Here is a 13,297-nt window from a genome sequence, read left to right as displayed (position 1 = left end):
CGATCCGCCGCACCCCCGCCCGCCGAGATTCTTGACGGCATGAACGACGTACTTGTTGGACGAACCCTGACCAAGCGGTTCGGGCAGACGGTCGCCCTGGGCGGCGTGGACATCACGGTACGGGCGGGCGAAGCCGTGGCGATCATGGGGCCGAGCGGTTCCGGCAAGTCGACGCTGCTGCACTGCCTGGCCGGGATCATGAAGCCGGACGCCGGGGAGGTGCACCTGCTCGGACAGCGCATCGACGCGATGGGCGAGCGGGAGCGCAGCGCGCTGCGCCGCACCCGCTTCGGCTTCGTCTTCCAGTTCGGCCAGCTCCTGCCCGAGCTGCCCGCCGAGGAGAACGTGGCCCTCCCGCTCATGCTGGGCGGGGTGCCGAGGACCCAGGCGGTACGCCAGGCGCGCGAGTGGTTCGCGCCCCTCGGCCTGCACTCCCTGGAGGCCCGGCGGCCCGGTGAGCTGTCCGGCGGGCAGGCCCAGCGGGTGGCCATCGCCAGGGCGCTGGTCACCAAGCCGGCCGTGGTGTTCGCGGACGAGCCCACGGGGGCGCTCGACCAGCAGACCGGGCAGGACACGATGCGGCTGCTCGTCGAGGCGACCAGGCACAACGGCGCCTCCCTGATCGTCGTCACCCACGACCCGAACGTGGCCGGCTGGTGCGACCGCACGGTCGAGGTCCGCGACGGGCAGCTCCTCACGACGAGCGGGGCACGCGCGTGAACCTCGACCTGACCTGGCGGCTGCTCAAGGGCGGTGGCCGCAAGGGGATGCTGGGCACCTGGCTCACGCTGGGCGCCGTCGCCGTGTCCACGGCGCTGCTGCTGTTCGCCGTGGCCGCGAACTTCGCCTTCGAGGCCAGAGGTGACCGCGGCGCCTGGCGCAACCCGGTTCCCGCCAAGGGGAACGCGGTCGCCGTCGAGGCGGCCCGCTTCGACTTCGTCGGCGACCAGGCGATCACCGTCATCGACCTGGCCGCGCTCAAGGCCGGGGCGCCCGCGCCGCCCGGAATGCCGCGCTTCCCCGCGCCGGGCGAGGTGTGGCTGTCCCCGGCGCTGGCCGAGCTGGCCAAGACGCTGCCGGCCGATCAGCTCGCCAAGCGTTACCCCGATCCGAAGGGCGTACTGGGCGACGAGGCGCTGGTCCACCCCGGCGAGCTGGTCGCGGTCGTCGGCCACGAGCCGGACGCGCCCGCGATGACGGCCGCGCGCAGCGACGACTGGATCATCGGCAAGGGCCCGGCCCGGGTGGCCGACCTCGCGGGCACGCCGTCGGAGGACTCCGAGGCCTACCGCGCGCTCACGCTCGTCGCGAGCGTGCTCATGGTGGTGCCGCTGCTGGTGTTCGGCGGCGCGGCGGCCAGGCTCACGGTCGCCCGGCGCGACCAGCGGCTGGCCGCGCTGAGGCTGGTGGGCGCGACGCCGGGCCAGGTGATCCGGATGACCGTGGCCGAGGCCGTGATCGTCGCGCTGGCGGGCGCGCTGCTCGGCGCCGTCGGTTACGCGGTCGCCGCGCCGCTGCTGGCCCGCATCCCGATCGGGGGCGGTGCGTGGTTCGTCTCCGACCTGTTCCCCTCCCCGCTGATCCTGGCCGCGATGCTGGTCGCGGTGCCGCTGCTGGTGGGCCTGTCCGCGGTCGCGGGACTGCGGCGGGTCGTGGTGAGCCCGCTCGGGGTGGCCAAGCGCGAGACGCCGCCCGGCATGAAGTTCGTCCGGGTCGTCGCCCTGCTGGCCGTGCTGGCCGTGTTCCCGCTGCTGACCAGGGGTACCAGCATCGCGATCGTGGCGGTGGCGCTCGGGCTGGCGTTCCTGTGCATCAACCTGGCCGGCCCGTGGGTGGTCGGCGTCATCGGCCGCGTCACCGCCAAGAGCGCCCGGGCGCCCGCCCGGCTGCTGGCGGGCCGCCGGCTGGTCGACGATCCGCGCTCCGCCTGGCGTACGGTGAGCGGCGTCGCCCTGACCGGCTTCGTGGCGGGCTTCCTCGGGCTGCTCAGCCCGGGCGCGTTCGCCGGCGACCAGGAGCCCCCGCAACTGCGGGTCTCCGCGCCCGCCGCCCAGGCGACGGCCGTCGCCGGCCAGGCCCGCGACCGGCTGCGGGCGGCCGGGATCACCGCGACGGTGAAGGTCACGGGGCGCTCCTCCGATCGGGTCGTGGCCGCCGCCCTGGGCAGCTCCGCCGACCCGGCCACGATCGACCGCGCCCGCACCGCGCTCGCCGGGCTCGTCCCCGGGCGCACCCCCACGACGGGGGACGACGACCGGCGGTTCGGCCTGCAGCTCCTGGCCGACGTCCGGGTGGGCACGATCGTGGTGCTGTCGGTGTCGTTCCTGGTCGCCATCGCCAGCTCGGGCATCACGGCGGCGTCGTCGGTGCTGGACCGGCGGCAGACATACGGGCTGATGCGGCTGGCGGGGACGCCGCTGGAGGTCCTCGACCGGGCACGGCGCGCGGAGACGCTCATCCCGCTGACGGTGATGGGCGGCGGGGCGATCCTGGTCGGGGCGTTCTGCGCGGTGCCGTTCATGATCGGTGCGATGAACGTGGTGGGCGTGGTCACGCTGGCGGGCTGCGTCGCCGTCGGCTTCGGCGGCGTGATCGCCGCAGGCGCCCTGAGCCGGCCCCTGCTCCGCTCGGTCACCGCCGACCCGGCCCCCCGCCCGGACTGACCCACCCGCGCCGCCGTACCCCGGTGGCGCGGCCGGTGGGCAGGGGTCAGGCCGCTGTGGGGCCGGAGCTGCCCGGGCTGGCGTGCCAGAGCTGCCGGGGCGGGTTGGCGACGGCCGGGCCGAGGTCGGAGTAGGGCGAGAGACGGAAGCCGTTGGCGTACTCGATCTTGCGACCGCCGACCCCCGCGACCTGCTCCGGCGCCTGGGAGAGAAGGGCGCGGACCGCCCCGATGCCCTCCGCGCGCCAGAGCCGTTCGAGGTCCACGAGGTTCCAGCAGTCCACCGCGCGCATCGACACCGCCCGCGTCCCCGTGCGCCTGAGCACCCCCCTGGCCAGCATGAGCCACGAGCCGAACACCGTGGCCGCGCACCGCCCCTGCACCGACTCGAAGAACGTCAGGTCGATCGGCCCCGTCGAGTCGTCGAGCGTGGTGAAGATGACCCGCTGCCCCGAGCGTACCGCCGGCGTCTGGGTCGCCACCTTGACCCCCGCGACCAGCACCTCCGCCCCGTTGCGCTGCTTCAGGAGATCTCTGGAACGTACCACTCCGAGCGCGTCGAGCAGCTCGTCGTGGAAGCTGATGACGTGGCGGCTGATGTCGATGCCCAGGATCTCCAGCTCGGCCTCGACCATCTCCGTCTCCGTCATCTCCGGCAGCTCCCCCGGCGGCAGGTGCTCGGTGAAGCCCAGCGGGAGCTGCACCGACGGCGGTTCCTCCACGCGGGCGGGTCGCGCGGTGTAACGCCGGGAGGCGCGCGGGCCCGACCGCACGCCGATCGACGAGGCCCGTTCGAGGGCCCCCACCTGGGCGACCAGGTCGCGCCGGGTCAGCACGCCCGGACGCCAGCGGGGCCCGCCCGGGTGCAGGTCGTGGAGCGCGTCCAGCCCGCCGACCTGGACGATCCGCTCGATGGTCGGCCGCGAGGGCCGGGCGCGGTCCCAGAAGTCGGCCAGCGACGTGTACGGCTGCCCGGCGACCATGCGTTCGACCTCGGCCTCGCTCACCCCCTTGACCGCCGAGAACGGCACCCGCAACGCGTACCCCTTGCCGATCTCCCCGACCTTGAACTCCCTGCGCACCGGGGAGGAGGCGCCCTCCAGCGCGGCGGGACGCACCCGCAGCCCCAGCCGCTCCACCCGCCAGTCCTTGCCCGACTTGTTGATGTCGAGCGGCAGGATCTTGACCCCGCACTGCCGGGCCTCGTCGATGATGACGCGCGGCGGGTACATGCCCGGCTCGTGCGTGAGCACCCCGGCGAAGAACGCCGCCGCGTGGTGCCGCTTGAGCCAGGCCGACTGGTACGTGGGCAGCGCGAACGCCGCCGCGTGCGCCTTGCAGAACCCGAAGGCCCCGAACGCGTCCAGCACCTGCCAGGCCCGCTCGACGGCCGTGTCGTCGAACCCGTTGGCCTTGGCCATGGGCACGAACGTCTTGCGCACCCGCTCCCGCCCCTCGGACGTGTCCAATGTGCGCCGCAGCTTCTCGGCGAACGACAGGTCCCGCCCCGTCATCACCTCGATGATCCTGAGCACCTGCTCGTGGAACACCACGACGCCGTGCGTCTCCTTCAGCGCCTCCCGCAGCCTCTCGTGCGGGTAGTACGGCCGCCGCCACCCGTGCCTGGCCTCCAGATAGGGGGTGACCATGTCGGAGTTGACCGGGCCCGGCCTGAACAGCGAGATGTCCACGATCAGGTCGTGGAGGGTGCGCGGCTCCAGCTTGGCGACCAGCTCGCGCTGCCCCGGCGACTCGATCTGGAAGCAGCCGAGGGTGCGGCTGGCGCAGATCATGTCGTAGGTGTCCTGGTCGTCGTGCGGCACGTACTGGATGCCGGTGTCCTCGCCGCGCTGGGTGTCCAGCGCGACCACGACGTCGTCCACCCGCTTGATCTCGCTCAGCGCGTACGCCATCGCGGACTGCATCCGCACGCCCAGCACGTCGAGCTTGAGCAGCCCGGCCTCCTCCACGTCGTCCTTGTCGAACTGCGACATCGGGAAGTCCAGCAGGCTGCGCTCCACCGGTGTCCTGTCGTGCAGGCCCGCGTTGCCGATCAGCACGCCGCACGGGTGCATCGCGATGTGCCTGGGCAGCCCGTCGAGCCGCTCCGCCAGCCGGAACACCCGGTCGAGCCCCGCCTCGCCGAGCCGGCTGTCGCGCAGCTCGGGCAGGTCGTGCAGGGACGCGGTGATCTGCTTGGCCCTGATGTGCGGGAACGCCTTGGCGATGGCGTCGATCTCGTGCGGCGGCAGGCCCATCGCCCCGGCGACGTCGCGGATGGCGCTGCGCGCCCGGTAGGTCTCCATCATGGACACGCAGGCCACGCGGGCCTCGCCGTACCGCTCGAAGATGGCCTTGTAGCAGTCGAGGCGGCGGGCCGACTCCACGTCCACGTCGATGTCGGGCAGCCCGACGCGGCCCTCCGACAGGAAGCGCTCCATGAGCAGGGCATGGTCGAGGGGGTTCACCTCGCCGATGCCGATGAGGTAGTTGACCAGGCTGCCCGCGCCCGAGCCGCGGATGGCGCAGCGGATGCCCATGCCGCGGATCATGTCCGTGATGCCGGCCACGGCGATGAAATATCCGGACAGGCGCTTGCGCTCGATGATGGCCATCTCGTCCCGGAGGCGCCGCCTGGCGTCGCCCGAGCGGTCGAGGCCGCGCGAGATCAGCCCGTCCTCCACCCGGTGGCGCAGCAGCGGCACCGGGTCGCGGCCGATCTCGGGCAGGTGCAGGTTGGGCGGGTCGCTGCGCAGCGCGAGCAGCTCCTCCGGATCCATCGAGCACGCCTCGGCCAGCCGCCTGGTCGTGAACAGCAGCCGCGACACCCGTTCCTGGTCCGCCCCGCAGACCTTGTTGGCCACCTGCCGCATCTCCTTGGTGCCCTTGAGGTAGGCGTGGGAGGTGGTGCGGTCGAGGTGGCGGGGGTGCAGCGGGACGAGCTGGCGGGCCGCGTCGAGCACGTCGCCGACCTGGTGGTCGACCGGGTCGAGGTAGCGCACCGCGTTGGTCAGCACGGCCGGAACGCCCATGGACTCGGCCAGCCCGAGCATGCGCACGGCCGTGGTGGCGTCGCGGTAGCCGTACTGGTCGACCAGCTCGATCACCACGCCCGGCACCACGGCCCGCCACAGGCCCAGCAGCATCCTGGCGTGCTCGTCGCGCCGCTCGGCCACCGCGCGGCCCACGTCGGACCTGGGGCCGAGCAGCACCACGAGGCCGTCCTCGGCGCCGAACCCGTGGTCGCCGCCGTGTCCGTCATCGCGCCCGCCGGCCCACTCCCCGATCAGCTCTCGGGTCACCTTGGGCGTGCCGCGCTCGCCCGCGTAATGCGCGGACGTGACCAGGCGGCACAGGCGGGACCAGCCCTTGGCGCGGGCCAGCACCGTGACGCGGTCCTCCGCGTCCGGCCCGGTCTTCGGCCCGGGCGCGCGGCGGCGGCCGGGCAGGTCCAGCCCGGGCACCCCGAACCCCGGCAGCGGGGGCAGGGCGTCGAGCGCCAGGTTGACGCCGAAGACCGCGGAGATCCGGGCCTCCGCGCACGCGTGGGCGTGCTTGATCGCGCCGTAGAGCCCGTCGCGGTCGGTCAGCGCGAGGATGTCCATCCCGTGCTCGACCGCCCGGCTCACCAGCGCCCGCGGGAAGGCCGTGCCGAAGCGCATGGAGTACGCGGAGCACACGCTGAGGTGCGGGAACGGCGCCGCCATCAGTCCCACGCCCTCAGCAGCAGCCAGGCGTTGCCGGCGGTGTCGTAACGCAACTCGTACGAGCCCACCTCGCGCCCCGGGCTGGCCTCCACCCGCCAGAACTTGCGTTCACCGGGATCACCCTCGCTGGTCTTCCACCACTCGCGCGCGACCACCCAGTGGTCGAGGACCCGGCGGACGAGATAGAGCCGGTCTCGCCAGACGAACTGGGTCGGCTCCCCGTCCCTGGTCCACACCTCTATCGGATCGCCATAGAGTCTGCTCAAGACGCTTCTCCCCGCGGCTCTGGTCGTTATGCTGAGCCACCCGGGGGAAGGCGGGCGCTTATATGTCGAACATATGTTCTCAGCGCCCCGAACGCAAGTCGCCGGCCTGTCTCACGAGAGGGTTGGCGCCGATCGAGTTGCGGATGCTGAAGGTCACGCTGCCCGGCCGGTAGCGGTCGTCCGAGGACTCCACCGGGCGGCCCTCGTGCGTGGTCGTGACCCGGCGCTGGCGCAGGAGCGGGCTCCCCCGGCGCACCCCCAGCAGGCGGGCGTCCTCGGCGCCGGCGGACACCGCGTCGATGAGGTGCTCGCCGTAGGCGAACACGAGGCCGATCGAGTCGTACAGGGCCTCGGTGACGGACTCGCAGTCGGCCGGGATCCGCTCGACGGCGGCGGCCACCCACTCGGCGTACACGGTGCGTTCGAGCAGGACGGGCTCGCCCTCCAGCGAGCGCAGCCGCAGCACCTCCAGGACCTCGCCGGGGCCGAGCCTGGCGGACTCGGCGGCGCTCGCGGCCCGGCGGCGCTGGGTGATCACCTGGCCGCCGAAGCGGTAGCCGTTCGCGCGCGCCCACTGCGCGAAGCTGTGCAGCTCGGCGAAGCTCTGGCTGCGCGCCCTGCCGAGCACGATGCGCCTGGCCCCCTGCCGGGAGCCGAGCAGGCCCTCGGCGGCGAGCACGGCCACCGCCTGGCGCACGGTGCCGCGGGCCGCGCGGTAGCGTTCGGCCAGCTCAGCCTCGCTCGGGAGCTGCGAACCGACCGGGAGCGCACCGGAGACGATCTCGTTCCGAAGATCATCGGCGATCAGTTCATAGCGCGCAACCATCAGCGACCCTTCCCATTCATGAAAGAGCAACATTCATGCGACTTACTGGTGCTCGCTTGTTTGTACAAGTTCCCTTAGGTTCCTTCCACATCCCCTGAAGTGGAGGCGTTGTGTTCACACCTCGCGCCCGTGCGGCCGGCGTTGCCGCAGCCCTTACCGTAGTCACCGCGGCGTGCGGCGCCGCGCCCGGCACCCAGCAGTCCACCGCGTCCTCCTCCGCTCCGAACGCGGCCACTGCCACCTCGGCGGCGGACTTCGGTGGCCTCGACAAGCTCGTCGAGGCGGCCAAGAAGGAGGGAAATCTCCACGTCATCGCCCTTCCGCCCGACTGGGCGAACTACGGGGAGATCATCCAGAAGTTCCAGGCCAAGTACGGCATCAAGATCGAGAGCGAGACGCCCGACGCGGCCAGCGCCGACGAGATCAACGCGGTCAAGACGCGCAAGGGCCAGGACCGCGCCCCCGACGTGCTCGACCTCGGCCAGTCGTTCGCGATCAGCGGAGCCGGCGAGAGCCTGTTCGCTCCGTACAAGGTGCAGTCCTTCGACAAGATCCCCGAGGGGCAGAAGGAGGGCACCGGGCTCTGGGTCAACGACTACGGCGGCTACGTGTCCATCGGCTGCGACGCCAAGAAGATCGCCGCGTGCCCGACGAGCTTCGCCGACCTGCTCAAGCCCGAGTACAAGGGCAAGGTCGCGATGAACGGCAACCCGACCAAGGCGGGCTCGGCCTTCGCCGGCGTGTACGCCGCCGCCCTCGCCAACGGCGGCTCGTTCGATGACATCCAGCCCGGCATCGACTTCTTCAAGAAGCTGAAGGACGCGGGCAACTACAACCCGGTGGAGACCACGCCCGCGACCATCGAGAAGGGCGAGACCCAGATCAGCATCGACTGGGACTACAACAACTCCGCCTACGCGCCCCAGATGGCCGCCAAGGGCCTCGACTGGAAGGTGAACATCCCCTCCGACGGCAAGTACTTCCAGATGTACGCCCAGGCCATCAACAAGGACGCCCCGCACCCGGCGGCCGCCAGGCTGTGGCAGGAGTACCTCTACAGCGCCGAGGGCCAGAACCTCTTCCTCAAGGGCTTCGCCCGCCCCGTCCTGCTGCCCTCGATGACCACCGACGGCACCGTGGACAAGGCCCTGGCGGAGAAGCTGCCGTCGGTGGAGGGCAACCCCACCTTCCCGACGAGCCAGCAGGTGGACGCGGCCAAGGCCAAGCTGGCCAGCGGCTGGGACGCCGCGATCTCGGGATGAACCGCTCCGGTTCGAAGGGCTGGCTGGGGGCGCTGCCGCTGCTGGCCTTCTTCGCGCTCGTCTTCGGCGTCCCCGCCATCGCGCTGGTGGCGGGGGCGTTCACGGCGCAGGGGCGGCCGAGCCTGGCGAACCTGTCGCAGAGCCTGCAGGGCGGCTACCTCGTCGCGATGATCGGCAGCGTGAAGCTGTCCGCCGTGGTCGCCCTGCTGGGGGCTGTGCTGGGGACGTTCCTCGCGTACGCCGTCGTGACCTCACGCCTCACGTTCCTGCGCGAGGCCGTGCTGACGGCCTCCGGCGTGCTGGCCAACTTCGGCGGGGTGCCGCTGGCGTTCTTCTGGATCGCCACGCTCGGCAACTCCGGCGTGGTCAGCGGCCTGGTCGGGCTGCCGTCCGGCTCGCTCTACACGTTCTGGGGCCTGGTGGTGACCTACCTGTACTTCTCGGTCCCGCTGATGGTGCTGGTCATGGCGCCGGCACTGGACGGGCTGCGGCCGCAGTGGCGCGAGGCGGCGGCCAACAACGGGGCCACCGCCTGGCACTACTGGCGCTTCGTCGCGCTGCCGGTGCTGGCGCCGTCGATGCTGGGCGGGGTGGTGCTGCTCTTCGGGTCGGCCTTCTCCGCGTACGCCACCGCCAACGCCATGGTCGGGACCGTCGTCCCGCTCGTCACGTTGAAGATCGCCAGCGCGCTCACCGGCGACGTGCTGATCGGCTACGAGAACATCGCGCTGGCCCTCAGCCTCGACATGGTCGTGGTGGCCGGGCTCGTGATGGCGATCTACCTGCCGCTGCAGAAGAGGAGCTCCCGATGGCTGCACTGACCGGCCTGGAGCGCATCTCGGGTGGCTCCTCGCGCCCTCGCGTGTGGCGCGGCGCGGTGTTCCTGCTGGCGGCGGCCTACTTCCTGATCCCGCTCGGGGCCTCGCTCTGGTACACGATCTACACCCCGACCACCGGTGTGTCGTTCTCGGCCTACGGCGAGCTGCTGACGGCCGACGGGTTCGTGCGCTCGCTGCTGCTGTCGCTGTCCCTGGCCGTCGCCACGATCGTGCTGGTGCTGCTGCTGGCGTTGCCCGCGATGCTGGCCGTACGGCTCTTCGCGCCGCGGCTGCGCCCGCTGATGGAGGTGCTGTGCACGCTGCCCCTGGTGGTGCCGCCCATCACCTTCGTGGCCGGGATCGGCACGTCGCTGCGCACCGGGACCGACGTGCTGGCCCCGACGCCGTTCTGGGCCACGCTGATCGCGGTCCAGGACCCGGCGTTCCCCGTGGTGCTGGTGCTGGCGTACGTGGTGCTGGTGCTGCCGTTCGTGTACCGGTCGCTGGACGCGGGGCTGCGCGCGATGGACGTGCGGACGCTGGTGGAGGCGGCCCGCAACCTGGGCGCCTCGTGGCCGTACGTGCTGGTCAGGGTGGTCGTCCCGAACCTGCGCTCGGCCCTGGCCAGCGCGTCGTTCCTGACGCTGGCCCTCGTGCTGGGCGAGTACACCGTGGCCAGCCTGCTGGGGTACGAGCCGTTCGCAGTGTGGATCGTGACCGTCGCCGGCTCCAAGGGGCAGCTCTCGGTCGCGGTGTCCATCCTCAGCCTCCTGCTCATCTGGCTGCTGCTGCTCGCCGTGTCCTCGGCGTTCGGTAAGGAGAGAAACAAATGACCGCATCGGTGGAGTTCCGCGCGCTGCGGCGGGTGTTCGGCAAGACGGTCGCGCTGGACGGCTTCGACCTCATCGTCGCGCCCGGCGAGTTCGTCGCGCTGCTGGGGCCCTCGGGCTGCGGGAAGACGACCGCGCTGCGATGCGTGGCCGGGTTCGAGCGGCCGGACTCGGGCGCGGTGCTCGTGGACGGCCGGGACATCACGGACGTACCGGCCAACAAGCGGGACGCGGGCATGGTCTTCCAGTCCTACTCCCTCTTCCCCAACCTGAACGCCCGCGACAACGTGGCCTTCGGTCTGCGCGTCCGCAAGGTGCCCGTGGCCACCAGGCGGAAGAAGGCGGACGAACTACTCGAACTGGTCGGCCTCCCCTCGCATGCCGACCGCTACCCGCACCAGCTCTCCGGCGGCCAGCAGCAACGCGTCGCCCTGGCCCGCGCGCTCGCCCTGGAACCGCGCGTCCTGCTGCTGGACGAGCCGCTGTCGGCGCTGGACGCGAAAGTACGCGTGTCGCTGCGCGAGGAGATCCGCCGTCTCCAGCTCGACCTGGGCATCACGACCATCTTCGTGACCCATGACCAGGAGGAGGCCCTGTCGATCGCGGACCAGGTGGCGGTGCTGCGCGACGGGCGGCTCGAACAGGTCGGCTCGCCCGCCGAGATCTACGACCGCCCGGCCACCGCCTTCGTGGCTGAGTTCGTCGGCACCATGAACCACCTCGCCGGCCAGGTCTCCGGTGACCAGGTCACGGTGCTCGGCCAGCTCCTGCCGGTCGACGGCCAGGTGCCCGCGGATCCGTCCGTGGACGTCCTGATCCGTCCGGAGGCCGTCAAGGTCGTCCCGGTCGAGGACGGTCCCGCCCACGTGCTCGCCGCCTCCTTCCGCGGCGCCTCGGTCCGCCTCCGGGTGGCGGTGGAGGGCGGGGAGGTCCTGGCCGACGTCCCCGGTCACGAGGCGGCCCGCCTCGCACCCGGAACGCGCGTCACCGTCCGCCTGGTGGACCGGCCCGTCCTGGTGGCGCCCCGCACGGTGACCGTCCCAGCCCCGGTCGTGGCGGCCGATGCGATCTGAGCACGCCGGCCCGGATGCCGTCCTGTTCGACATGGACGGCACCCTGGTCGACACCGAAGGGCTGTGGTGGCAGGCCACCGTCTCCATCGCCACCTCCCTCGGCCGGCCGTTGGGGCCGGAGGACGTGCCGTACGTGCTCGGCCGCACGGTCGAGGACGTGGCCGCCCACCTCCTCACCCCCGCTTCGGACACGCCACTCATGACCGAGGTGGCCGGGCAGCTCACGGACGCCTCACTCATGCCCGAGGCGGCCAGACAGCCCACGGACGCCTCACTCATGCCCGAGGTGGCCGGGCAGCTCACGGACGCCTTCGCCGACCTCATCGGGCAGGGCGTGAAGGTCACGCCGGGGGCGTCGGAGCTCCTGGCCGAGCTGGCCGCCACCGCCATCCCGACGGCCCTGGTCAGCGCCTCTCCCCGGATCATCGTGGAGCTGGTGCTGCCATGGCTCGGGCACACGTTCGATCTGGTGATCGCGAACGAGGACACGGCCCGCGGCAAGCCGTACCCGGACCCGTACCTGGAGGCGGCCCTCCGGCTCGGCACGACCCCCTCCCGCTGCATCGCCGTCGAGGACAGCCCCACGGGCGTCGCCGCCGCCACGGCCGCGGGGTGCCGAGTCCTGGTGACGTCCCCGGAGAAGGGCCTGCCGTCGCTCACCCACCTCATGACCAACACCCACCCACCAGAGGGCTGAGGGCTGGGCCTGAGGGATGCCGATGAGGGTGAGCGCTGAGGGCGGGCGCGGAGGGGCGGGTCGTGGGAGCCGGGGGCTTGGGGTGACGGGCCGGGTTGTGACGGGCCCGGCGGGGACACCGAGCCGGGGCGCTGGGCGCGAACCCCAGGCACGGACCCTGGACGCAGACCCTGGACGCGGACACCGAGCCGGGGCGCTGGGTCCGGGTGAGGGCTGGCTGGTTGGTAGGTGAGGTCGCTGAGGTGGTCGTGGTTCGTTAGTCGATGCTGAAGCGGGCCAAAGCGCCCGCCTCCAGGGCCACCCAGATCGCCCCGTCCGGCCCGACCGTCAGCCCGTGCGGCTCGGCCTTTCGCGCGCCTTCGTCCCCCGCCTGCGGTCCGGTTGGGAGCGGGTACGAGTCGATGGTCCCGTCGGTGGCGATGCGGCCGAGGCGGTCGGCGGCCCACTCGGTGAACCAGAGGGCACCGTCGGGGCCGGTGACGATCGCGTGCGGTCGTGCGACCCGGTCGGGCAATGGGTACTCGGTGATCTTGCCGGCGGTGTCGATCCGCCCGACCTGACCAGCGCCGATCTCCACGAACCAGAGCGCGTCATCCGGCCCCAGCGTGATGCCCACCGGGGCGGCACCCTCCGTGGGGAGCGGGTGAACGGTCACCTCGCCTGCCAGCGAGATCCGCCCGATGGCGTTGCCCTGGTTGATCGTGAACCAGAGCGCGTCATCCGGCCCCACCGTGATGAAGGCGGGCATACCGCCCTCCACCGGCACCTCGAACTCCGTCCGCTCCCCGCCGGGCCCGATGCGCCCGATCCGGCCGGTCTGCATCTGGGTGAACCACATGGCCCCGTCTGGCCCGGCGACGAGCCCGTACGGCGAGTCCGCCTCATAGGAGGTCACCTGCCCGTCGGCGGCGATCCGGGAGACCCGGCCGCCCTTGCCCTCCGCGAACCACATCGCCCCGTCCGGCCCCGGGGTGATAACCATCGGCTGCCCATCGGCCGGATCGAGCTGGTGAATCACCGGCTTCTGGCCCGGCACCATCCTGCCGACACGCCCTTCGTGGACAAGCGTGAACCAGAGCGCCCCATCCGGCCCGGTCGCGATGCCGTACGGCGCACCCTCATCAATCCTGGTCAACATCTGCGGTCCTTCACTGGT

11 protein-coding genes are annotated in these 13,297 nt (G+C 72.1%); 7 read left to right on the top strand and 4 right to left on the bottom strand.

The features are described from left to right. Positions 1-39: 39 nt before the first annotated feature. Both ACIHFD_RS15225 and ACIHFD_RS15220 read left to right on the top strand, forming a co-directional pair. Positions 40-720 carry an ABC transporter ATP-binding protein gene (locus ACIHFD_RS15225; RefSeq protein ID WP_397367391.1) on the top strand — a complete coding sequence of 227 codons (681 nt, stop codon included), beginning with the start codon at positions 40-42 and terminating at the stop codon, positions 718-720. Continuing rightward, positions 717-2,663 (top strand): FtsX-like permease family protein, encoded by a 1,947-nt coding sequence (locus ACIHFD_RS15220; RefSeq protein WP_397367390.1) that lies wholly within the window; start codon positions 717-719, stop codon positions 2,661-2,663. The genes ACIHFD_RS15225 and ACIHFD_RS15220 overlap by 4 nt, the downstream gene beginning before the upstream one ends. Before the next feature lie 46 nt (positions 2,664-2,709). On the opposite strand, the gene ACIHFD_RS15215 is transcribed toward ACIHFD_RS15220, so the two are convergent. The 3 genes from ACIHFD_RS15215 to ACIHFD_RS15205 form a co-directional block, all read right to left on the bottom strand. Beyond that, positions 2,710-6,369: a DNA polymerase III subunit alpha gene (locus tag ACIHFD_RS15215; RefSeq protein WP_397367389.1), complete on the bottom strand. Its 3,660-nt coding sequence runs from the start codon at positions 6,367-6,369 to the stop codon at positions 2,710-2,712. Then, a complete protein-coding gene (locus tag ACIHFD_RS15210; RefSeq protein WP_185067348.1) occupies positions 6,369-6,635 on the bottom strand; it encodes a DUF6504 family protein in 267 nt (88 codons plus the stop codon). Before ACIHFD_RS15210 ends, ACIHFD_RS15215 begins: the two co-directional genes overlap by 1 nt. Before the next feature lie 79 nt (positions 6,636-6,714). Then, positions 6,715-7,461 carry a GntR family transcriptional regulator gene (locus ACIHFD_RS15205; RefSeq protein WP_397367388.1) on the bottom strand — a complete coding sequence of 249 codons (747 nt, stop codon included), beginning with the start codon at positions 7,459-7,461 and terminating at the stop codon, positions 6,715-6,717. Between the two features lie 110 nt (positions 7,462-7,571). Between ACIHFD_RS15205 and ACIHFD_RS15200 the strand changes: the two genes are divergently transcribed. The 5 genes from ACIHFD_RS15200 to ACIHFD_RS15180 are packed head-to-tail and all read left to right on the top strand — an operon-like array spanning position 7,572 to position 12,141. Further along, positions 7,572-8,723, top strand: a complete 1,152-nt coding sequence (locus tag ACIHFD_RS15200; protein WP_397367387.1) for an ABC transporter substrate-binding protein — start codon at positions 7,572-7,574, stop codon at positions 8,721-8,723. Further along, complete coding sequence (locus ACIHFD_RS15195) at positions 8,720-9,544, top strand: ABC transporter permease (RefSeq protein WP_397367386.1); 825 nt, start codon at positions 8,720-8,722, stop codon at positions 9,542-9,544. The genes ACIHFD_RS15200 and ACIHFD_RS15195 overlap by 4 nt, the downstream gene beginning before the upstream one ends. Further along, positions 9,532-10,374, top strand: coding sequence for an ABC transporter permease subunit (locus ACIHFD_RS15190; RefSeq protein ID WP_363980860.1), 843 nt, complete (start codon positions 9,532-9,534; stop codon positions 10,372-10,374). The genes ACIHFD_RS15195 and ACIHFD_RS15190 overlap by 13 nt, the downstream gene beginning before the upstream one ends. Continuing rightward, positions 10,371-11,444: an ABC transporter ATP-binding protein gene (locus ACIHFD_RS15185; protein WP_350731653.1), complete on the top strand. Its 1,074-nt coding sequence runs from the start codon at positions 10,371-10,373 to the stop codon at positions 11,442-11,444. The genes ACIHFD_RS15190 and ACIHFD_RS15185 overlap by 4 nt, the downstream gene beginning before the upstream one ends. After that, the gene (locus ACIHFD_RS15180; protein WP_397367384.1) at positions 11,434-12,141 is read left to right on the top strand and encodes an HAD family hydrolase; all 708 of its coding nucleotides are present in this window, start codon (positions 11,434-11,436) and stop codon (positions 12,139-12,141) included. Before ACIHFD_RS15185 ends, ACIHFD_RS15180 begins: the two co-directional genes overlap by 11 nt. A gap of 256 nt (positions 12,142-12,397) precedes the next feature. Here ACIHFD_RS15180 and ACIHFD_RS15175 read toward each other — a convergent pair whose 3' ends face one another. Beyond that, positions 12,398-13,279: a virginiamycin B lyase gene (locus ACIHFD_RS15175; RefSeq protein WP_397367383.1), complete on the bottom strand. Its 882-nt coding sequence runs from the start codon at positions 13,277-13,279 to the stop codon at positions 12,398-12,400. Positions 13,280-13,297 lie beyond the last annotated feature (18 nt).

The sequence above is a fragment of the Nonomuraea sp. NPDC051941 genome (genome assembly GCF_044593615.1).
This window is presented reverse-complemented; position numbering and strand designations above follow the sequence as displayed.

Bases quoted from the DNA above. Each gene is read 5' to 3' on its own strand.
- ACIHFD_RS15225 (WP_397367391.1), top strand. From the start codon at position 40: ATGAACGACGTACTTGTTGGACGAACCCTGACCAAGCGGTTCGGGCAG.
- ACIHFD_RS15195 (WP_397367386.1), top strand. From the start codon at position 8,720: ATGAACCGCTCCGGTTCGAAGGGCTGGCTGGGGGCGCTGCCGCTGCTG.
- ACIHFD_RS15205 (WP_397367388.1), bottom strand. From the start codon at position 7,461: ATGGTTGCGCGCTATGAACTGATCGCCGATGATCTTCGGAACGAGATC.
- ACIHFD_RS15175 (WP_397367383.1), bottom strand. From the start codon at position 13,279: ATGTTGACCAGGATTGATGAGGGTGCGCCGTACGGCATCGCGACCGGG.
- ACIHFD_RS15185 (WP_350731653.1), top strand. From the start codon at position 10,371: ATGACCGCATCGGTGGAGTTCCGCGCGCTGCGGCGGGTGTTCGGCAAG.
- ACIHFD_RS15180 (WP_397367384.1), top strand. From the start codon at position 11,434: ATGCGATCTGAGCACGCCGGCCCGGATGCCGTCCTGTTCGACATGGAC.
- ACIHFD_RS15215 (WP_397367389.1), bottom strand. From the start codon at position 6,369: ATGGCGGCGCCGTTCCCGCACCTCAGCGTGTGCTCCGCGTACTCCATG.
- ACIHFD_RS15190 (WP_363980860.1), top strand. From the start codon at position 9,532: ATGGCTGCACTGACCGGCCTGGAGCGCATCTCGGGTGGCTCCTCGCGC.